Source organism: Microcoleus sp. CZ3-B2 (assembly GCF_036705055.1).
Classification (GTDB): domain Bacteria; phylum Cyanobacteriota; class Cyanobacteriia; order Cyanobacteriales; family Microcoleaceae; genus Microcoleus.
Genome location: NZ_JAUBTN010000051.1, coordinates 1 through 20,419, shown reverse-complemented (window position 1 = coordinate 20,419; position 20,419 = coordinate 1). Strand labels below are relative to the sequence as shown.

The window sequence follows — 20,419 nt, the reverse complement described above, 5'->3', positions numbered from 1 at the left end:
TGCAACCAATGGCAAATACCAGTGCAATTCCCCAACAGCAAAGCGACGATCGCGTTCCCTTAAAAACCTGGATCGGCGTGATGGGAACAATTCTCGGCGCTTTCATGGCAGTTTTAGACATCCAAATCACCAACGCATCCCTCAGAGATATCCAAGCAGCTTTAGGCGCAACTTTAGAAGAAGGTTCTTGGATTTCCACCTCCTATCTAGTCGCCGAAATAGTCGTTATTCCGATTACGGGATGGCTGTCGCAGGTGTTCTCTGTTCGCCGCTACATCTTGGTAAATGCAAGTTTTTTTGTATTCTTTTCCATGTGCTGCGCTTGGGCGTGGAATTTGAGTTCAATGATTGTATTTCGAGCGCTGCAGGGGTTTACGGGCGGCATTTTGATTCCGATGTCTTTTGCGTTTTTGCTGACAAATTTACCGCCCAAAAAGCAGCCGATAGGGATGGCGATGTTTGCCCTGACAGCTACTTTTGCACCATCCATCGGGCCGACATTGGGAGGTTGGCTGACGGAGAATTACGGCTGGGAATATGTCTTTTATTTGAACTTGGTTCCGGGGCTGATGCTGCTAAGTGCTGTGTGGTATGCCGTCGCCCCGACACCGATGCGGCTAGAACTGCTCAAAGGCGGCGACTGGTGGGGAATTGCCTCAATGGCGATCGGCTTAGGTTCCCTGCAAGTCGTGTTAGAAGAAGGCAGCCGCAAAGACTGGTTTAGTTCTGATTTTGTTTTGCGTTTAACCATAATCTCTGCCATATTCCTCAGCGCTTTTTTCTGGATTGAACTAACTCGAAAAAACCCGTTTATCAACCTGCGATTGCTGACTCGCCGCAATTTCGGCTTGGCAACTATTGTAAATATTTCATTGGGGGTAGGATTGTACGGTTCGGTGTTCATTCTGCCCCTGTATTTAAGTCAGATTCAGCAATACAATGCCATGCAAATTGGCGAGGTAATTATGTGGGCTGGCGTACCGCAATTATTCATCGTGCCAATCGTGCCGAAATTGATGCAGCGAATTGATATACGGGTGATGATTGCTACAGGTGTGAGTTTGTTTGCGGTGAGTTGTTTTATGAATGCCAACATGAGTCACGATACGGGTATCGATCAGTTGCGTTGGTCGCAATTAGTGCGAGCATTGGGACAGCCTTTAATTATGGTGCCGCTGTCAACTATTGCCACGGCTGGTATGGAGAAACACGAGGCTGGTTCGGCTTCTGGTTTGTTTAATATGATGCGAAATATGGGAGGTTCGATGGGGATTGCGGCGCTAGCAACTTTGGTGACGCAGCGGCAGCAATTTCACTCTAATCGATTGGGGGAATCTGTTTCTTTGTATAATCCCGCAACGCAGGAAAGAATTAATCAAATGACTCAGTATTTTGTGAGTCGCGGTGCTGATTTGAGCGTGGCGAAAGATCGGGCAATTCAGGCAATTGATAATATTGTGCGCCGGGAAGCTTATGTGATGGCTTTTAATGATTGTTTTTATTTTGTGGGAATTGCATTGCTGGTAAGCGGGATTGCTATTTTGGGTTTTAAAAAGGTGAAACCGGGTGCGGGTGGTGGAGGGGGCGCTCATTGATTATATAGCGCCTCGGCGCACCCTACAAATGTTCACCATTCTTGTTCTGCTTCTGCTTCTGCTTGGATTAAATTTTGCCGCAGTTCCACCCAATTTATTTGATGAGATGGGGAATCTTCGAGGAGTTTTCCGCGCTGTAAATGCAGGACTCGCGTGCTAAACTGTTCGGCTAATTCTAATTGGTGATTGACCATTAAAATTGTGGTTTGATTGTTAGTTAGCTGTGTCAATACTTGCAAAATGTGAGCGGCTTTTCCTGCGTCTAGGGCGGATGTTGGTTCGTCTAAAAGCAAGATTTTGGGTTCCAAAATGATGCCGCGGGCGATCGCCACTAACTGTTTTTGGCCTGTGGAAAGCTGCAATTCGGTGCGATCGAGCCATTCTTGGGGGATATGAAGTTGTTCAATAACCCCGCTAATTCTCTGTGCAATGTTTGATGGAGTCACGCCCCGCAACTTCAAAGGATAAGCCAACGCCTCCCGCACCGACATCCCCAAAAGCTTAGATTCTTGCAAAATTAGGGTGATTTGTCGCCGAAGTTCGATCGCAGGTATTTGTCGGTAATCCCGATTTTCCAGATAAATCGAGCCGCTGGTGGGGCTGCTGAGTCGGTTTAACAACCGCAACAGCGTTGTTTTCCCAGCCCCCGAAGGGCCGACAATTGCGACGCGATCGCCAGAGTGCACATCAAACGAGATATTGTCTAATAAGTAGCTAGAGGCGATCGGTGTTTTCAAACTTACATCATCAACGCGCAATTGAGGAATTGTTTCTGTATTATTTGGTGAATAATTAAGCATTTAATTTATTTAAAATAGGGAATAATTAGTTTTATTGAACCGCGAAGACGCAAAGGACACGAAGGGGAGCATCTCAATGAAAGCAGCCAAGCTAAAAAATGGAGGTAGGAGACAGGAGGAAAGAGGAAAGAGGAAGAAAGAAGGAGTCAAAAGAAGTATTTTTACAAATATGAGATGCTCCCACACGAAGTCAGAATCAGGAAGAAGATCGGAAAAATAATAGCCAGATTTCCAACTTCTTTAAGAAGTCAGAAATCTATCTAATAAATTCATCCGTGTATCCGTGTCCGCATCCGTGTCGTGCCGCTCTTCCTTCTCAAACTTTTACTGTTTTTTCCAATGGAAAACCCAACTGTTCGCGCTGTTCCAAATAAAGCTGAGCAACCCGTCGCGCCAAATTCCGAATCTTGGTAATGTAGCGAGTTCTTTCCGTTACCGAAATCACGCCTCTCGCATCGAGTAAATTGAAAGTGTGAGAACATTTTAACACATAATCAAGACTGGGCAAAACCAATCCTTTTTTTGTCAGTTGTTCGGCTTCTTGCTCGTACAATCCAAACAAAGTAAACAACAATTCAGGATTAGAAGCTTCAAAGTTATAAGTACACTGTTCTATTTCTCCTTGTAGGTAAACGTCGCCGTAAGTTACGCCATCTTTCCACTGAATCTTGGTCATGGCATCAACTTCTTGGAGATACATCGCGAGGCGTTCTAGCCCGTAGGTAATTTCAATAGATACCGGGCGACAATCTATGCTACCGCACTGTTGAAAGTAGGTAAATTGGGTGATTTCCATGCCGTCGAGCCAGACTTCCCAGCCCACACCCCAAGCTCCGAGGGTGGGCGATTCCCAGTTGTCTTCTACAAAGCGAATGTCGTGGTCTTCCGGGCGAATTCCTAATGCTCTGAGGGAGTCTAAATAAACTTCTTGAATGTTGGGAGGAGATGGTTTAATCAGGACTTGATATTGATAGTAATGTTGGAAGCGGTTGGGATTTTCGCCGTAGCGTCCGTCGGTGGGGCGGCGACAGGGTTCGACATAGGCGACTGACCAAGGTTCCGGGCCAATTGCTCTGAGGAAGGTGTGGGGATTCATGGTTCCTGCACCTTTTTCTGTGTCGTAGGATTGGGCGATCAGACAGCCTCGATCGCTCCAGAATTGATTTAAGGTGGCAATGATTGATTGAAAGTTCACTGGTTTAAATAGGGCTAGTATGTATCTCAACTTATTTAAGCATAAAAAAGGCAGGGTTTATGCAAATAAACCCTGCCAAAGTTATGTGAGGTGTAAAAAGTTAGGTCGTTTGAATCGAGTTGTGATTTAGTCTGCGGGAGTGAGGGAAACTAATAGGGTGATGTTGTCAACGCCGATGACATAAACGGTGTCTCCTGGTGTGAGGGTGATTTGGCGATCGCACCGTGCGGGCCACCAGCTACCTTGAAAGCGGACGCGACCTGTTTGATTCGGATAAATCGATTCATCGACGATTGCTTCTTCATTGAAGTAGTGAAAGTTGGTATTGATGTAGTTGTCGATTAACATATTATTTGCTGTGCTGTAGGTGTGGACAGAAAAAATAGAACCGAAAGCTTTTGCTAAATTGAACATTTTACGGACTCCTTTTGTGTTAAAATATAGGAAATTTTTAGATGCTGTTTCTGCTATTTAAAAGGCTGCATTTCCTGATTTTCGATGCTGTGATTTAGTCGGCGGGAGCGAGGGAAACTAACAGAGTGATGCTGTCAACGCCGATGACATAAACGGTATCTCCCGGTGTGAGGGTGATTTGGCGATCGCACCGTGCGGGCCACCAGCTACCTTGAAAGCGGACGCGACCTGTTTGATTCGGGTAAATCGATTCATCGACCACGGCTTCTTCGTTGAAGTAGTGAAAATTGGTGTTGACGTAATTTTTGATTAACATATTGTTGGCGGTGTTGTATCCTTGAGTAGAAAAGATTGAGCCGAAAGCTTTTAGTACGTTGAACATGATATTTACTCCTGTTGTGTTAAAATATATGGATGTGTAATTGTTTATTTCTGCTATTTGAGAGGCTGCATTTCCTGGTTAAGATTGATTAATGGCCTAGATATTTCATTGTTCTTGTCTGTGGTGCTTCCATCCGGAGCAAAAACAAAAACTTTTTGATTTTTTTGGGGATTTGAGCGACGGTTGCGGGGAGTCTAAATTGAGTAATTCCAAGGTATTGAATTAAGGATTTAGCTGTCGCTTAGTTGCTGGGATTTGTCTCACTGGTAGATGTTGTTAGCTACATTAGCGCTTGGCTGATTCCGCATTACTGCTGCTGTGAAGATGTTTTCTTTTTTGATTTGAGGATTTTTTGAATCGGTTGTGACTCGCTTGCTTTACACTTACTAATTTATAAAAAGTCGAAGGTATGTGGTGCGATCGGTCTGACACTTTCCGTCTCTGGTACTGGCACAGGACAGTAAGCAACGGTAAAACAACGATTGATCGATGGTTTGAGGCTAATTCTCTGGCTTGTGGCTGTGCCAATTTAGCAAAGTGGACTACTGCAGGCGGTGAATTCTAAGTTTACGCAATGTCGATCGACCAATCCGGAACATCCGTACATATCTAGTGCGCGACTCACACCATCGCCGATAAAATACCGTTATAGGTTTCTAGTCAGGGCCCAACTCCTCTCTCGTCTGATGAATACCCAAGTCCGAACGATCGAACCGATTTTGCGTACTCAGGCATCAAAAATGCACGCTGAGACTGACGCAGACATCACGAAGCCCTAGGAGTTTTCGATCCGCGCAGCTCGATCGCACCCTGCAATCGCAATTATTCAACAAGTCAAACTTAAAGTCAATTCATAAATTCAGCATCTTAAATTCATAAAAGTCATAATTATCAAGAACCTTCTCGATACTGCATAATAGTTACAGGAATTCTGAATAAAAATTTAGCTAACTGAGACAAACCAAACTTGAATTTCAAGGACTGCGGCAAATCTTGCACAGAAACTGCTACGAAGCCAAAGCGACTGTAAAATGCTGCGAGTCGCTTTCCCAAACATTCTAAATATAGCGGTTCCGTAGCCTGTTGAATTAAATATTGTGTGAGATAGGTGCCCAAACTGCGATCGCGCCAATCCTTCGCCACCACCAAACTACCCAATTCTTGCGCGCCGGAAAAGTTCCGCAACTGTCCGCAAGCAGCCAACTTTCCCTCACATTCGATGACCCAGAATTGCTCCCAGCGCAACTGAGTAGGATCGAGTTTAGCGCTCCACACCAACCTTCTAATTGATTTGATATCTTGTTTCAACGCTGGTCGGATTGTGCATTTGTGGGGTAAGTAAACAGAACTTGCAATCATGAGTTATAGCTGGAAACTACAGCAGCGATTCGTTTAAAAATGCGAAAAACTTCGTAAAGTTCGTTGCCGGGATTCTGAAGATCAAACAACTTAGATAAAGCATACTGCGGTGTATCTTGTTTAGTCACTTTAATGAATCGGAAACTGCTGCCATTAGTCAGAAGCCCAAACGTTGGTTGTTCTGAATTTGGGTCATTCAGCATATAAAATAGCAATTGAGGAAGTCCAGCTTCAACGGAATATTGGGATCGCTTGGCTTCGATAGCCACAACCCAAAAAGATTGCAGCAATAATAGGACATCTATGCTGCCCCTAACAATTATATCTTCATCTTCGACAATCAGTTCAACAGATTTTTCACATTCTATGTGAAAGGGAGTTAGGAAAAAATCTGCTACAAATAGCAAAGGAGCTAGTACCACCATTTTTACAGTATCTTCTAGAAAAGGGTATGAGGTACTATTGATATAGCCTGCTTTTACCTTGTCGAGCGATCGCTTTTCTGCGTCTGTGATTTCTGGCAAATCATCAATCCATTCTCTGAAAAATTGCTCGTCTTCAGACAATTGTAGATTAAATTTTGTTTGGACATCACCGAGTGTCAGTGCTTTTGCTTGAATGCTTTGTGTCATAATTTTCTGTAGATCTTAGCTAGTTGTAACTGATTGTAGCAGATCGATTGTCGATCGCCCCCAGCAACACCTCCGCGCCAAACCGCACCGGATCGGTACAAGATAATCCCGTTTCTGCTTGAATTTCAGCTATTGCTAACAGCGCATCTGCCTCATTTAAGCGATGAGTTTTAAGGGCGATCGCGCTCACTTTTGCCCCGACAAAAGCACCCGCCGCCGCAGCCACCATTTCGTACAATTCAACCACTTTCAACAAACTCGGAATCAATACCTGCGGGTGATGCGGCAAGCCTGCTTTTTTGCCCAGCCAGTCGTGGATTGCCATGTCGATGCCGGGGCGGGCTACGGTATATTGTGGCATAATTATAGTTAGGCAAAGTGCCCTGCAGCGCGCGCTACATTAACAGGTAAAAAGCTAAGCAAGTAATACCAATCTTCCAAATTAATGCAACAGTATATGTAGGTGTGGATACATCGAAAATTTTTCAAAAAGAGTGACAATCTAATAGCGACGCACCTTACACATTGGGTGAACAAAACAACCCTCCGTTTCACTCCGCCCAACAATTTTATTGTTGCAACATTTTTTATAAATGGTATAAATTCAAGAGAGCGGACTAAAGTCCTGACTGCGAACCTATGATAAAGCAGGACTTATTTAATTGTAAGTCCTGCTAGGCTGCTAAGCGATCATTTTCTAAATTTTATTAAACAGCCTGACTCAAAAATCCGCCTGACCAATTGTCAAATTCTGTGCCAATCTCCTCAGACTGTTCTAGTAGAGGGTTTAGCCTCTCCTCGGAGATTGCAAAGCAGGGGAAACGGTAAAAACCCTGCACCACTTTTTTTGTTTTAACCACGAAGGTCAACCAGAATTAACTTTTATCGCCGCAGTTACAGCATTGTTCGCCAGTCGCTTCCCGGACACCGTTCTCCTATGGTTGGCGATTTATAGGTCAAACAGAAAAACACCTGTTCTGGCTAAAGTTGGTTGTTTATTTATGCTGTATCGTTCTATTCTGTACGATTTTGGAAAAATGTTAGCGGTCGTACAAAAAACTTTACAATTTGCAGCTATTAGACTTTGCCAGAACAGCGAATCAAAGGCAAGATATATGCCTACCCACAATAATTATTGTTTATGTCTCATGCACATTTTGCTAAAAGTCGAAGAAAAGTAAGTGGTTTGTTTTTGACCTATTTGTTGACTGTGGAGCTTATTTGTCGCAGTTGATGTTGAATTCGGTTAAATTCTTTCTGTTCTTCGCTTAGCAAAGTATTGTCGATCGGCGATCGCATATCCCACTGCAATTCAGACAATAACAGCAAACAACCGGCCATAATTATGCCTGTGGTTAGATATTGCCAAGGTGCGACAAAAGGCAATAATCCGATCGCAAATAGATGAGCTAATCCGATCGCGATAAAAGTGCGCGATCGCAAACCGAGTCCAGTACAAAAATAGCCGATCGCGCTCAACCCCAACCACAAATCGCACAGGTGCAGCAACAAACCACCCCAACCCAGAAAAATACTGCAATCCGTCAGCACCAAACCAGTTATCATCAGCATCGCCCAACAATACAGAATCCAGCTAACTCGCTCGACTTTTACCCAAAACAAAGTTAACACAGCCATCCCAGCAGTGCCAATAATCGTCAGTGTTGACCACAGAATCGCCTGAAAGCTCCAACTAAGCGGCACAAATTGAGCCGTGAAAAAAATCCCCGCCGTCACCAAACCCCAAAGCAGAAAAGTTTGGTCAATCCGGGTATAAAATCCTGAGAAAAGAGTAATATTTCCAATTTGCCAGTTTAGTTGCAACAAGCCCGATCGGTCTTGTACGTCGAGATGTTCCTGTTTGCTGCGGATTAGGGGTTCGGAGACGTTGAAAAAGGTCATCCAGTGTGGTTTAAAATATTAGGTTTTGCCTATTGTAACAAAACTACATAAATATTTTAAAAATTTTATTTCATTTTTTCTCATTCCCCGGATCTGCCTGGGGAGGTAGATATCGAGGAACAGCCTCCCCAGAGTCTAAAGCTGGCGACGAAGCTGCGTTAAGTTTAGACTGACACAGCTTAGAATTTTGAGTTTAAGCAAGCCTTCAATACTAATTTTTGGGATAAAAAATGAAGGCAACATTCACAAGCGTTGAGCCATTTTAATTGTCGAGTAAATTGGCCACGTACTTCTGGCAGTTTTTTGCAGATCGAGTTTATATTTCCTGGCGTTGCTGATTTACGGTAGGACAGGTTAAATATGCAATTCATAAAAACTAGCAGAAAGCTTCTGGATTTTGAGATTATTTGTTTCTCGCCCAGCGAGCAAAGTCTCTGCACAATTTAAGGCGGACTTGCACTGGTTTTTTAGCCACTGGATAAATTATATCAAATCCTCTCTTCATCGGAATAGTAAATTCACTGTTGACTGTTAACATCATGTAAGTAGAAAGGCGTAAATATTTGTAGTTGGGATGAGGCAGGAGTCAGGAGACAGAATGCAGGAGGGATTAAGGTTTTAGCCTCATTTATCTTTCTTAACAAAGTTGTGTTTTTCCCCACCGACTTACTTATGAGTGCAACCGGAATTGATATTAGACTGCAATTGCATTGATGCGATCGATTCAAAATTATTTGCGTCAATCAGTGTTAATCTGCCTGAAATCTGCGATCGCTTCATCGGACAAAAATTTATCTTGTAAAATAAACCAACTTTCCTAAAATTTTGTGAAAAAAATTGGCTTAAAAAAGAGGTATTACCTATTGACTTTTCCAGAATTCTTGTGGTATATTTTAGATAATGGGAGTGGTGAGTTGAATTTTCAAAATCTCACCACTCCCATTATCTAATAATACCTCATCGATTACTCAAAGTCAAGCATTAAGCCGAAAAAAAAAAGGCGATTTTTTTTAATTTCTTCAACTAAAATTAATCTGCGTTGATTACCAATTCCCCATTTCCGTCAATAACTTCGCCGATCGCCCAAGCAGCAATTTCCTGAGACTCAAACCATTGAACGGTGGCTGCGACTTCAGCGCGATCGACCAACAGGACAAACCCAACACCCATATTAAAAGTATTGAACATATCTGCGATCGCAACTTGCCCAGCTTCAGCAATCCAGTCAAAAATCGGCAAACTCGGCCAGCTATCAATGTCAATTTTCACAGATTGATTTGCGCCCAAACAGCGGGGCAAATTTTCCGGCAAACCGCCACCAGTAATGTGAGCCATCCCGTGAATTTTTAAACCGCTGTTAATGGCTGCGAGGACAGGCTTAACATAAATCGCAGTCGGAGTGAGAAGAACCTCTCCCAAACTTTGGCCGCCCAACTCAGAGGGTTGGGAATGCCAATCAAAACCCCTCACGCCCGCAATTTTCCTTACCAAACTAAAACCGTTGCTGTGGACACCAGAACTAGCGAGCCCCACAGCCACATCTCCCACCCGCACCTGCGAACCATCAAGCAACTTGCTTTTTTCGACAATTCCCACACAAAAACCAGCCAAATCGTACTCACCCGCTTGATAAAAACCGGGCATTTCTGCGGTTTCACCTCCGAGCAAAGCACAGCCTGCTTGCTTGCAACCCTCAGCAATCCCTGTCACCACAGCAGCTAATTGTTCAGAATTTAACTTTCCCGTGGCTAAATAATCGAGAAAAAAGAGGGGTTCCGCCCCGGATGTCAGCACGTCGTTGACGCACATCGCCACCAAGTCGATACCTACCGTGTCGTGGCGCGAGAGCTCGCTGGCCAACTTCAACTTAGTCCCAACGCCGTCAGTGCCCGAAACCATCACCGGCTCTTTTAAACCCTCCGGGACGCTGAAAAACCCGCTAAATCCGCCGAATCCGCCCAAAACTCCCGCTCTGTGGGTGCTTTTGACCGTATTTTTGATGCGCGAGACAAAAGCTCTGCCCGCCTCAACATCCACACCTGCTTCTCGATAATCCATAAATCCGCCAAATCGATTTCTAAGTTTTAGTGTATGCCCATAACGGTTAACGCTTAACAGTGGACAAACAGCTTTTTTCAGGCCAAGCATTAGACCCTTCCTCCAAAGGCCTGTCTGAAACAGGCTCGAAAAGCCTCTTCCAGAATAATTATGGGAGAGGTCTAGTACGCAGCAATAAAATCCGGTGAATTTTTGTAAAGTTTTGTAAAGTTTTCAGGAATTGCGAAAACGTCTGCAAACACTGGAATCAAAGCATTATCTGAGACAGAAATTTGTGAAAATACCCTCAATTTTTGGTAAATTTCGTGCTGTGAGCGATCCCCAAGCGCAAAAGTTTGTGGTAGTCTGTTGCAGTTCGTTACCAAAACACAAATTGCGGATCGAGTATGAGTTGTCAAGTATCGGGAAAGTTTCGACCAAAATTTTTGGGGCAGAAGCATAAAAGCACTCAAAGCAGCCCGATACTCTGCTGTGACTCTAGGAGGAATCGCGAAGGGCAAACAGAAAAATCTGTAGCGCCCGATCGCATCTTGGCAAATCCTCCAATCTCGCTTGGCAATGGCTCTTCACAAAAATGGACGTATGAAGGAAAAATTTGTTGGTGGTCTACTCGCTGTCCTGTTAGTTCCTGTCGTAGGAACGGCCTCTTCTTGTCACGCACAAGCAACAGATGCCGTCAAGCAAAACTCTCAGTCCCAGCAAGTAATTGCCACCCAACCGTCCCCGCAGTTAAACGCGAAGCGGGTCGAAGCACAAAAAGTCGGACAGTATCAGTATCAAGCAAGAGCTGAGATTAACCGAGACTCGATCGCCAAAATTCAGTCCCACGACTTAGGTGGGCGACAAGCAGCGACAGTCTACGTGCGAAACATTCCAGTCATCACCTTTCTCAACGCCAGTCCGGAAAAAAATGCCAAAATCGGAGAAACAGGCGACAGCCAAGCCGATGCTCGCAGTCAGTTAAAAATAGCAGACCAAAAAGACAATCCCAAAGTAGGAAACATCGCCAGCAACGCAATCAGCGTCCAAGCAGATCCTGTGTCGCGGGCATCGAGCTTAGCAGCAAGACTCAACCAGCTAGCCCGCAACAACATCGATCCCAACAGCATTACAGTGAAGTGGGAAGAACGAGACCGCTACCTGATCCAGGCAAACGGCGAGGACTTGGTAAACATCAACGCCGAAACCATCCTCCCCGACAGCACCAGCGACTTTAGTCGAGACGCGCTGCAAGTAACCAATCGCCTCCGCCGACTGCTGGGGAACGCTCCACCCCTGGCAGCAGTCGCAGGCCAACCCCAACCAGAACGCCCCCTGCTATCTGTGGGCCCCGTTCAAGTGCGGCTCAACGGCTGGGCTTCCTGGTACGGCCCGGGCTTTAACGGCAACCTCAGCGCCAGCGGCGAGCGTTTCAACCAAAATGATTTAACCGCAGCCCACCGCAACTTGCCCTTCGGAACTAGAGTGATGGTGCGAAATCTCGACAACGGCCGCACCGTAGTCGTCCGCATTAATGACCGCGGCCCCTATGTGGGCGATCGGCTGATTGACTTGTCCGCAGGTGCCGCCAGCGTCCTAGGAATGATCGGCAGCGGTGTGGCGAGAGTGGAAATCGAAGTAATGGAACCGCAGCAGCCAACAACTGTGGGACAGTAAACGGTAGACAGACAGTACAATAAAAGGCCAGATATTGCAGCATTCTGCCTCGCAAAGGGTTTCTGGCCTGCTGCACAAAGAATTAATTTTCTTGTGGAGCCCCCATGAGAGTCCGTTCATCAAAAGCCGATCGAGAATAGACTTGGATTGCATAAGTCCTCGATCTTTCAACCGCAGATTTCAGGTAGATCAACACTGATTGACGCAGATAATTTCAGATAACTTGTGAATGAATGCCAGAGGTATAGTGATGTCAGATATCCGATCGACACTAATATCTGGCTCTCGCGGCCAAAATCGCGCGATCGGGCGGGGCAAACTTGTTGCTAACATCGGTGCAAGATATCAGATGGAACAAATTCTGAGTCAACAAATCTGGCTTCTGTCAAAGGCCTTCAGGAGAATATAACGGTGCGCCTGTTTACTGCGATTGCAGCACTTCGCTGCTACTTAAATTCACAAAAATCTGCTGCACCTCATTTGACAGTCGGTTTAGTTCCGACGATGGGAGCTTTGCACCGAGGACATCTGAGCTTGATCCAGCGAGCAAGACAAGAAAATGCGATCGTCGTGGTGAGCATTTTTGTCAACCCGCTGCAATTTGGGCCGAGAGAAGATTTTCAAGATTATCCCCGGAATTTGGAGCAAGACCGATTGCTGTGTTCGGAAGCTGGGGTTGATGCCATTTTTGCTCCCCCAGCAACGGAAATGTTCGGCAACTCAGGGGTCAATTCCCTACGGGATAGCTTCGCCGCGCGTGCAGAAACACACAAAACCGCCCAAACACAAATTCAGCTTTCATCCTTAACTCAAGTAGTACCGCCGCCGGCGATGACATCAGTATTGTGCGGCCTAGTTCGGCCTGGTCATTTTCAGGGCGTCGCGACAATTGTGACTAAACTTTTGACTTTAGTGCAACCGACAAAAGCTTATTTCGGTCAGAAAGATGCTCAGCAGCTAGCAATTCTCCGCCAACTGGCTGTTGATTTTAACTTGCCTGTAGAGATTGTTGGTTGCCCGATCGCCCGCGAAGAGTCGGGACTGGCGATGAGTTCCCGCAATCAGTATTTAACAGCAGAGCAAAAACAGCAAGCCTGCGCCCTCTACCGCGCCCTGCAACAAGCCTCAAAAACTTTTGCTTCAGGCGACCGCACTGCCACCGCCGCACTTGCTGCAGCGCGCGCCGAAGTCGCCAGAGAGCCTGCTGTCAAGCTCGAATACGCCGAACTTGTCGATCCCGAAACTCTCGCGCCGTTGCAGGTTGTGGAAACAGCAGGACTTTTAGCCGTAGCAGCCAGAGTAGGCTCTACTCGGTTGATTGACAATATAATTCTGCTGAACCGGCGGCCGATTGTGGCGATCGACGGCCCGGCGGGCGCTGGCAAATCCACCGTAACTCGCCAAGCAGCAAAAGCTCTCTCGCTGTTTTATCTGGATACCGGGGCGATGTATCGGGCGCTGACTTGGCTGGCTTTGAAAACGGGGACGCCGATTTCTGACGAATGCGCGATCGCCGAATTAGTCAGTTACAGCTATTTAGAATACAACCTCGATCCCGGAGCTTTGACACTAAAGATTAACGGGGAAGACGTAACCGAAGCAATTCGCAGTTTGGAAGTGACATCCCGCGTCTCAGAAATGGCAGCGATTCCCGCCGTGCGGCAGTTTCTGGTGGAGGAACAGCGGCGCTGTGGCAAAAAAGGCGGAATTGTGGCAGAAGGCAGGGATATCGGCACTAATGTGTTTCCCGATGCGGAGTTGAAGATTTTTTTGACGGCTTCGGTACAAGAGCGATCGCGCCGGCGACTGTTACAACTTAAAGAGAGCGATCGGGCTAATATTAGTTTGGCGCAGTTGGAACAAGACATCGCCCTGCGGGACGAAAAGGACAGCACCAGGGAGGTTGCACCTTTGCGAAAAGCTGCCGATGCTGTGGAAATTCAAACAGACAATCTGACTGCTGACGAAGTGATCGATCGGATTGTCGGCTTGTACAAACAGAGAATCGGCCCCCACCCACAAAAAGACTTTGATTGATATATAGCCTTTCAATCTCTCATATGAGGTACTATCCGGTATAGGGCATAGGGCATAGGGCATTGGCCCGCGCAGCGCATAGGGCATTGGCCCGCGCAGCGCATAGGGCATTGGGCAAGGCTTCCGTGGGCATACCTCACCACGCTTGAGAACCGCTATAGGTGCAATATTTGAAGTTGAATCAACTTGTAGCGTCAGGAAAAGAGAAGAGTCCGCCTCGTGAGTCCCCCAGAATATAACGAAGACAGTCCAGAATGCTAGTGTCACCTTGAAATCAACTTGTAGGGTGCGTCAGGTGCAACGATCGATATAATTTCGGCTTTCGTGTCTGACGCACCCTAGTAATTGTGCTTAGGAATGAAAATTTAATAACTTAAGCGATTGGCTCGTTACCAGGAAGAGCCTGGTAATGCAGATAGGCGAGGCTCTGCCTCTCTTTAGCCCTGAGCTTCTGGAGAGAGAGAAGTGTGGCAGATGTTTAAGTTATTAAGTTTTCGATCCTTATTTGATGTCGGGTCAGATTACCATAAAAAAAGCGGTTCCTAGTGCGGACTTAAGTCGGCACTACGAAAGCGTACTAAACGGGACAGGCGCGATCGAATCTTATCGCTGTCAACCGTCAATCGGAGACGATATTAAGCATGAGGACTCTTAAACCGGGTTTAGATTTAGTTTTTTAGTTGAGAAACCCAGATTTTTCAAATAAACCCGGTTTAAGAGCGTAAATCCTGTTGAAATTTTGCCGATTTTCATCGGTTAGGCGGTTTTTTGTACATAAGTCTTAAATTTTTTTATCCTGTCGGAGTTCTGCGCGATCAGTTATTTGCAGTATTAGCATTTTTAGACGCAATCCGATTTAAGATAATTCTCTTAAGTGGATTACTAGGACATAGACATAAAATCTCAAATTAACTGTGCAAGGTGCGAAGGAGAGAATGACGTGACAAAATTGAAACGGCTGTTGAGGCGGCGCAAAAATTTAATCGTTGCTTTTACGGCCGCGGCCGCCAGTTTTTTACTGGGCGTGACGTTGCCAATGAACTTGCGGGCCACTGGGCCAGTGACACCGATGCAGTCGCAAGTGTTGGCGGTATCCGAACCCTCAGAACAAAAGCCGATCGCCAATGTTAATGGAATCAAAGGGGCGATCGCCAGTCGAGTTGAATTTTCCCAAAAGGCGATCGCCTCTTTGGAGGAAAAGCGCTTTCAATCAAGCCTGCCCTCCGAGTTGAAAGGTGTAACAATCCGTCAGGCGAAACTCGACTCGCGGCACAAAGCGATCGCCCTGACATTTGACGACGGCCCCTGGCCGACAACAACTACACAAATCCTAGATATTCTCAAGAAAAACAATATTAAAGCTACATTCTTTTGGGTAGGAAGGTATCTGCACACTTATCCCGAACTTGGCAAACAAGTAGTGGCTGCAGGTCACGCGATCGGCAACCACAGTTGGAACCACCAATACATTAAGTATAACGAAGACGGTGCAGCTCGGGAGATCGATCGCACGTCATCGTTAATTGCAGAATTAACCGGGGTAAAAACATCGCTTTTCCGCCCGCCGGGAGGCATTTTAAACAATGGGTTAGCAGCTTACGCACAGAAGAAAAAATATACAGTTGTCCTGTGGTCGGCCGATTCTTTAGATTGGCGGAGTGCTACGCAATCGTTGATGGACAACGTGTTTCGGCAAGCAAATTCCGGCGGCATTGTGTTGATGCACGACGGGGGAGGCAATCGCTCGAAGACGGTACAAGCTTTGCCGAATATTATTGCTAGATTGAGAAAAGAAGGGTACAAATTTGTAACGGTTCCTGAGTTATTGCAGATGCAAGAAGAAGAGTTAAAACAGGAAAAAACAGCAAAGAAATAAAAAATTGGGAGAGTGGAATTAAGCGCCATTTTCCCATTCTTTTTTAAGTAGTACGATCGATTTTTCACAAGGATACCTATCTTGCGCCCCACAAATCGATCGACAATCGCTATGCTGTAACAAAGCATCAGTTCGATGGCGTACCAGCTATGACTGCAGAACCCAACCTAACATCAAGCTTAACTTTAATTTCCTTCCCAGCCGCACCTTAATTTCGGTGTTAATCACCTATTGAAAGCTTGCATCTAACGGCAAATTCTGTAACTGAGAATTTATCCAAGCAGCCGCCGCCACTCCCGATCGCAAAGCAGCTTCAATTTGACCTTCGCCGCACAAATCCCCCGCACAAACCAGCGGTAAAGTCCCAGCCGCCGGCAAACAAGAAACAGGCAAAGGATTTCGACAAAAAGCATAGCGCCAGCGGTGAACCTGCAACCATTCCGGCTGATTCAGCCAAGGCATTAAATATTCAGAAGTGCGATCGAGCAATTCTTGACCAACGGTTGGCAAATCGGTAGATTCTAGATGGCGTTCCGCGAAATTGGCGCTGCTGTGAACCACAAACACAGGCTGCGGCGGATCGAGTCGCTTGCTGCTGTCGAGGCCAACCCAAGCTAAATCAGAATCATCGGGAAAAGAAACAGATTTCCACTGCGGATTGAGATTGCTCAACTCTGAATTTCGTGCTGCAGGATAGCCAGCCATAACTGTAATGCAAGGGTCGTACTCCACAGAACGCAATTTGTCAATAAAATCAGGCGACAAACCGATTTCCGAATCCAAAAACATTAAAGCTTGAGGAGCAGGAATTGCTACAACCACAGCCTTAGCAATCAATTCTTGAGGTATCTCTAAATTGTCGTCCGTAACTTCCAGAGAAAGACGCCACATTTGATTGTCAGTACGAGCAATAGCCTTGACTCGGCGGCCGTACCAAATATCTAAACCCTCTGCGATATACTTACCGACAGTATTCATCCCAGCAGGTGCGACATAACAAGAACAGGGAATAGCAGATATTTCTCCTTGTCGGAATTCTGCCACACTATCCGTCCAGAGTTTCAGGATCTGTCGATCGACCAAAACATCAATTAACGCCTGCACCGCCTCTCCCTGCGGCTCCAGATAGCGAGCCCCGTGATCTGCCCTAGCGCCCTGTACGCGGCGAGTAGCGACTCGTCCGCCGGGGCCGCGAGATTTCTCAACAACCGCCACAGAATAGCCAGCGAGGCGCAACTGCCGAGCGCAAATCAGCCCCGCCATCCCCGCACCGATCGCCACAACATCGAACATAGTTAGTCATTAGTCAGTGGTCAGTGGTCAGTTGTCAGTTGTCAGTTGTCAGTTGTCAGTTGTCAGTTGTCAGTTGTCAGTTGTCAGTTGTCAGTTGTCAGTTGTCAGTAGTCAGTGGTCAGTGGTCAACAGTCAACACTCAACAGTCAACACTCAACAGTCAATACTCAACAGTCAATAGTTATCAGTTTAAAGCTGCGGGGGAAGTTTCTGTGCAGTATTTCAGTTTGCGGCCAAACCCTGAGAGCCGCAGCACGGGTTGCAAGCCCAACGCCATCGCCCTGCAGCACGTAGTAGAATAGGGGACAGCACGAATGCACAGGTAAGATTAGTTTAAAAAAATATAGCGGCAAATTCCACAGCCCGCTACTCGGGAAAATCTAAAATCTAAAATCTAAAATCTAAAATAACCCTAGCGGAGGGCAAAATCTTGGACGAACTCAGAGCAGCATTAGAATTGACAACAGAAGAAGAATTGCAGCAACTAACAGAACTCTTGTTCAGCCGCAAGTTTAACCCCTTAGATTACGTGCAAACCCCCGCACCCACAGACGTACAAAGCCGCGATCGCGAAGCATGGCTAGACGCCGTAGAACAGCGGTTTCGGTATCTTGCAGCCGACGGGGTGACGGTACTCAGAGGGCGCACCGAACAAGTAACCTACAGACAAGCACTAATTCAAGTTTGTCGCTATCTCAAAATCCCTTATCCCAAACAGTTGTCAACCACCGACTTAGAAGCCGAAGTATTTCTGCATTTAATGGGCCGCGCTTGGAAGCGCTTACCCGCCGACGAACAGCAAGCGCTAACACTGCGCGTACAGCGAGCAATTGTTGATTCTAAACTCTCCCAACCCCTGCCAATTTCTGCAGAAAAAGACCCGCTGGGTTTGCTGTTCAAAGGTGGCAGCGCTTTAGCTGTGAGTTCTATCTTAAAACCCATGTTGCTCAAACTGATGGCCAATCAATTTGCGCTGCATTTTGCCACCTATCAAATGGCCAGACAAGGAGTGCTTGCAGGGACTGCAACCGCAGCCACCCAGTTTCAAAATTATGTCGCAATTCAGGCGGCGCGGCGCGGGATGGCGGTGAGTGCTGCTCGTTACGGTGCGACGCGGAGCGTGTTTTCGCTGCTTGGCCCGGTGATGTGGACTTGGTTTGTGGCGGATTTGGGTTGGCGATCGATTTCCACGAACTACGGGCGGATTATCCCGACCATTTTTGCCTTAGCTCAAATTCGATTAACGCGATCGGAATGCGCTTGGGAACTAGCCTAACTATAGACTTTCTGTACTCTCATATGAGGTACTATCTGGGATTGGGCATTGGGCATTGGGCATAGGGCATAGGGCATAGGGCATTGGGCATACCTCACTTTTTTGAGAACCGCTATATTTTGGATTGAATAATTGAAGAATTGGAGTGTGAGTGAATATAAAAAATCGGTACAAATTAGCTGTTAAACAGACAGCAAAAAATCTCAAATCTCGCCTCCAAAAACATCCAGACAGCCGCCTGGTAATTCCTTGGAATTTCGCTCAAATCGGGATGCTGATTTTTCCCTTAATTCCAATATTGGGAGGTTTAGGAATATTCTTAGGATTGGCCGGTACTTTCAAGCAAAAGTATCGTCAAATTAGCCGCCGCCCGCTGAACCGAGGATTCGCCATCCTCTTTGCGGTGCTAGTCATCACAACGATTTTTGCTAACAACCGCATCGATGCTGTTTTAGGCTTGTGCAATTTTTGGCCTTACTTTATATTTTTTGGCATTTTCAGCAGTTTAATTCAAACTCCTGCTCAGTTGCGACAAATGTCTTGGACGATCGCAATTAGTGCAGTACCCGTAATAATTTTAGGTTTGGGACAGCAATTTTTAGGTTGGAGTGGCATCGATTTATTGCAGCCTGTTTTTGGCTGGGTACTCGAACCCAAAGGCAATCCCCCCGGCCGCATGGCTTCTGTCTTTATGTACGCTAATATTTTAGCTTGCTATCTGACAATTGCTCTTATTTTAACACTCGGATTGTGGATGGAAGAGCTAGGGAGAGGGGGAGAGTGGGAGAGTGGGAGAAGGGGAGAGAGGGAGAGGGGGAGAGGGGGAGAGGGGGAGAATTACCAATTCGCGATGCCCAATTCGCGATTCCCAATGCCCAATGCCCAATTCCTATTTCTAAGTTTGGCTGTGCTGGGAAATGCTGTTGCTTTGATTTTTACTAATTCTCGAAATGCGTGGGGATTGGCTGTTTTAGCAGTTTTGAGCTTTGCATTTTATGCGGGTTATAAAAAAATATTAGCTGCGGTATTTAGTGGGGTTGGTGCAGTGTTTTTGTCGGCGTTTGGGCCGGAACCGCTGCGACAATATTTACGAAGAATTATCCCGGCTTTTTTCTGGGCGAGACTTACCGATGAGATGTTTCCAAATCGGCCTACTGGTACTTTGAGAACTACTCAGTGGGAGTTTGCTTGGTCGATGACTCAGCAGCGTCCTTGGACTGGTTGGGGACTGCGAAATTTTACTCCTCTCTACGAAGCTCAAATGCACGAATGGCTCGGTCATCCTCACAGTTTGATATTGATGCTGACTGCGGAAACGGGAATACCGGCAACGCTTTTATTTTTGGGTTTAGTTGGCTGGGTTTTGGCTAGAGGTGTTTTGTTGTTGATGAATTGGCCTGTTTCTGCGGCGGACATCCAACAAGAGCAAATAGCAACAGAGGAAGTAGGGGAAAATGCTTTATTGCTCAATCAAAACTCTAACTTTAGTATCACAAATCGGCTATTTTGTCAAGAAGAAAGAGGGGACGATCGCCTAATTTTCTTCAGTTATTTATTAGCCTTCGCCGCCTGTACGCTGTTTAACACTGTAGACGTGACGCTGTTTGATTTCCGAGTCAATACAATAAGCTGGTTGCTGTTAGCGGCGATTTGCGGAGTCAGCCAGAGGGAATAGGGAATTGGGCATCGGGAATAGGGAATTGGGCATCGGGAATAGGGCATTGGCCAAACAGGGAATTGGGCATTGGCCAAACAGGGAATTGGGCATTGGGCGTTGGGCATTGGTAACTAATAACAGTCAACAGTCAGTAGGGGCGGTGGATGGTGCGGGCCCGCCCTCTTAACAGCCAACAACCAACAACCAACGAATGACTAATGACTAATGACTAATGACTAATGACTAATGACTAATGACTAATGACTAATGACTAATGACTAATGACT

17 protein-coding genes are annotated in these 20,419 nt (G+C 46.2%); 7 read left to right on the top strand and 10 right to left on the bottom strand.

Features of this window, described 5'->3' with window-relative positions; all coding sequences use genetic code 11:
* The first annotated feature begins 8 nt into the window (after positions 1 to 8).
* Positions 9 to 1,595: a DHA2 family efflux MFS transporter permease subunit gene (locus QUA97_RS20475; RefSeq protein ID WP_194067889.1), complete on the top strand. Its 1,587-nt coding sequence runs from the start codon at positions 9 to 11 to the stop codon at positions 1,593 to 1,595.
* A 32-nt stretch (positions 1,596 to 1,627) separates the two neighbouring features.
* Here the strand turns inward: QUA97_RS20475 and QUA97_RS20470 are convergent, their stop codons facing one another.
* From QUA97_RS20470 to purM, 9 genes are all read right to left on the bottom strand, one after another.
* Complete coding sequence (locus tag QUA97_RS20470; RefSeq protein ID WP_194067888.1) at positions 1,628 to 2,395, bottom strand: ABC transporter ATP-binding protein; 768 nt, start codon at positions 2,393 to 2,395, stop codon at positions 1,628 to 1,630.
* A 316-nt stretch (positions 2,396 to 2,711) separates the two neighbouring features.
* Positions 2,712 to 3,590: a glycine--tRNA ligase subunit alpha gene (glyQ, locus tag QUA97_RS20465; RefSeq protein ID WP_194067887.1), complete on the bottom strand. Its 879-nt coding sequence runs from the start codon at positions 3,588 to 3,590 to the stop codon at positions 2,712 to 2,714.
* A gap of 126 nt (positions 3,591 to 3,716) precedes the next feature.
* The gene (locus tag QUA97_RS20460) at positions 3,717 to 4,004 is read right to left on the bottom strand and encodes an NfeD family protein (protein WP_194067886.1); all 288 of its coding nucleotides are present in this window, start codon (positions 4,002 to 4,004) and stop codon (positions 3,717 to 3,719) included.
* Positions 4,005 to 4,098: 94 nt separating this feature from the next.
* Positions 4,099 to 4,386, bottom strand: coding sequence for an NfeD family protein (locus QUA97_RS20455; RefSeq protein WP_194067885.1), 288 nt, complete (start codon positions 4,384 to 4,386; stop codon positions 4,099 to 4,101).
* Positions 4,387 to 5,277: 891 nt separating this feature from the next.
* Positions 5,278 to 5,745, bottom strand: a complete 468-nt coding sequence (locus QUA97_RS20450) for a GNAT family N-acetyltransferase (RefSeq protein WP_333195699.1) — start codon at positions 5,743 to 5,745, stop codon at positions 5,278 to 5,280.
* Complete coding sequence (locus tag QUA97_RS20445) at positions 5,742 to 6,377, bottom strand: type I restriction endonuclease (protein ID WP_333195697.1); 636 nt, start codon at positions 6,375 to 6,377, stop codon at positions 5,742 to 5,744. Before QUA97_RS20445 ends, QUA97_RS20450 begins: the two co-directional genes overlap by 4 nt.
* A gap of 19 nt (positions 6,378 to 6,396) precedes the next feature.
* A complete protein-coding gene (locus QUA97_RS20440; RefSeq protein WP_333195695.1) occupies positions 6,397 to 6,738 on the bottom strand; it encodes a DUF1611 domain-containing protein in 342 nt (113 codons plus the stop codon).
* 836 nt (positions 6,739 to 7,574) lie between these two features.
* Positions 7,575 to 8,279, bottom strand: coding sequence for a hypothetical protein (locus QUA97_RS20435; protein ID WP_194009557.1), 705 nt, complete (start codon positions 8,277 to 8,279; stop codon positions 7,575 to 7,577).
* A 1,029-nt stretch (positions 8,280 to 9,308) separates the two neighbouring features.
* A complete protein-coding gene (gene purM / locus QUA97_RS20430; protein ID WP_194067909.1) occupies positions 9,309 to 10,337 on the bottom strand; it encodes a phosphoribosylformylglycinamidine cyclo-ligase in 1,029 nt (342 codons plus the stop codon).
* A gap of 582 nt (positions 10,338 to 10,919) precedes the next feature.
* Between purM and QUA97_RS20425 the strand changes: the two genes are divergently transcribed.
* The 3 genes from QUA97_RS20425 to QUA97_RS20415 all read left to right on the top strand — a co-directional run bounded on the left by QUA97_RS20425 (position 10,920) and on the right by QUA97_RS20415 (position 15,906).
* On the top strand, positions 10,920 to 11,993 hold the full coding sequence (locus tag QUA97_RS20425) for a septal ring lytic transglycosylase RlpA family protein (protein WP_194067881.1): 1,074 nt from the start codon (positions 10,920 to 10,922) through the stop codon (positions 11,991 to 11,993).
* Between the two features lie 411 nt (positions 11,994 to 12,404).
* On the top strand, positions 12,405 to 14,030 hold the full coding sequence (locus QUA97_RS20420) for a bifunctional pantoate--beta-alanine ligase/(d)CMP kinase (protein WP_333195692.1): 1,626 nt from the start codon (positions 12,405 to 12,407) through the stop codon (positions 14,028 to 14,030).
* 940 nt (positions 14,031 to 14,970) lie between these two features.
* Entirely contained in the window at positions 14,971 to 15,906 is a 936-nt protein-coding gene (locus tag QUA97_RS20415; protein ID WP_194067878.1) for a polysaccharide deacetylase family protein, read from the top strand.
* A gap of 228 nt (positions 15,907 to 16,134) precedes the next feature.
* Here QUA97_RS20415 and QUA97_RS20410 read toward each other — a convergent pair whose 3' ends face one another.
* Positions 16,135 to 17,199 carry an NAD(P)/FAD-dependent oxidoreductase gene (locus QUA97_RS20410; RefSeq protein ID WP_194071259.1) on the bottom strand — a complete coding sequence of 355 codons (1,065 nt, stop codon included), beginning with the start codon at positions 17,197 to 17,199 and terminating at the stop codon, positions 16,135 to 16,137.
* Between the two features lie 101 nt (positions 17,200 to 17,300).
* Here QUA97_RS20410 and QUA97_RS20405 point away from each other — a divergent pair, with 101 nt between their 5' ends.
* From QUA97_RS20405 to QUA97_RS20395, 3 genes are all read left to right on the top strand, one after another.
* Positions 17,301 to 17,501: a hypothetical protein gene (locus QUA97_RS20405; RefSeq protein WP_194071258.1), complete on the top strand. Its 201-nt coding sequence runs from the start codon at positions 17,301 to 17,303 to the stop codon at positions 17,499 to 17,501.
* Positions 17,502 to 17,629: 128 nt separating this feature from the next.
* The gene (locus QUA97_RS20400; RefSeq protein ID WP_194071257.1) at positions 17,630 to 18,475 is read left to right on the top strand and encodes a YaaW family protein; all 846 of its coding nucleotides are present in this window, start codon (positions 17,630 to 17,632) and stop codon (positions 18,473 to 18,475) included.
* Positions 18,476 to 18,626: 151 nt separating this feature from the next.
* Positions 18,627 to 20,150: an O-antigen ligase family protein gene (locus QUA97_RS20395; RefSeq protein ID WP_333195688.1), complete on the top strand. Its 1,524-nt coding sequence runs from the start codon at positions 18,627 to 18,629 to the stop codon at positions 20,148 to 20,150.
* Positions 20,151 to 20,419 lie beyond the last annotated feature (269 nt).

Coding starts and splice junctions, on each gene's coding strand:
- QUA97_RS20475 (WP_194067889.1), top strand. CDS start 9: ATGGCAAATACCAGTGCAATTCCCCAACAGCAAAGCGACGATCGCGTT.
- QUA97_RS20470 (WP_194067888.1), bottom strand. CDS start 2,395: ATGCTTAATTATTCACCAAATAATACAGAAACAATTCCTCAATTGCGC.
- QUA97_RS20460 (WP_194067886.1), bottom strand. CDS start 4,004: ATGTTCAATTTAGCAAAAGCTTTCGGTTCTATTTTTTCTGTCCACACC.
- QUA97_RS20455 (WP_194067885.1), bottom strand. CDS start 4,386: ATGTTCAACGTACTAAAAGCTTTCGGCTCAATCTTTTCTACTCAAGGA.
- QUA97_RS20450 (WP_333195699.1), bottom strand. CDS start 5,745: ATGATTGCAAGTTCTGTTTACTTACCCCACAAATGCACAATCCGACCA.
- QUA97_RS20445 (WP_333195697.1), bottom strand. CDS start 6,377: ATGACACAAAGCATTCAAGCAAAAGCACTGACACTCGGTGATGTCCAA.
- QUA97_RS20440 (WP_333195695.1), bottom strand. CDS start 6,738: ATGCCACAATATACCGTAGCCCGCCCCGGCATCGACATGGCAATCCAC.
- QUA97_RS20435 (WP_194009557.1), bottom strand. CDS start 8,279: ATGACCTTTTTCAACGTCTCCGAACCCCTAATCCGCAGCAAACAGGAA.
- purM (WP_194067909.1), bottom strand. CDS start 10,337: ATGGATTATCGAGAAGCAGGTGTGGATGTTGAGGCGGGCAGAGCTTTT.
- QUA97_RS20425 (WP_194067881.1), top strand. CDS start 10,920: ATGAAGGAAAAATTTGTTGGTGGTCTACTCGCTGTCCTGTTAGTTCCT.
- QUA97_RS20410 (WP_194071259.1), bottom strand. CDS start 17,199: ATGTTCGATGTTGTGGCGATCGGTGCGGGGATGGCGGGGCTGATTTGC.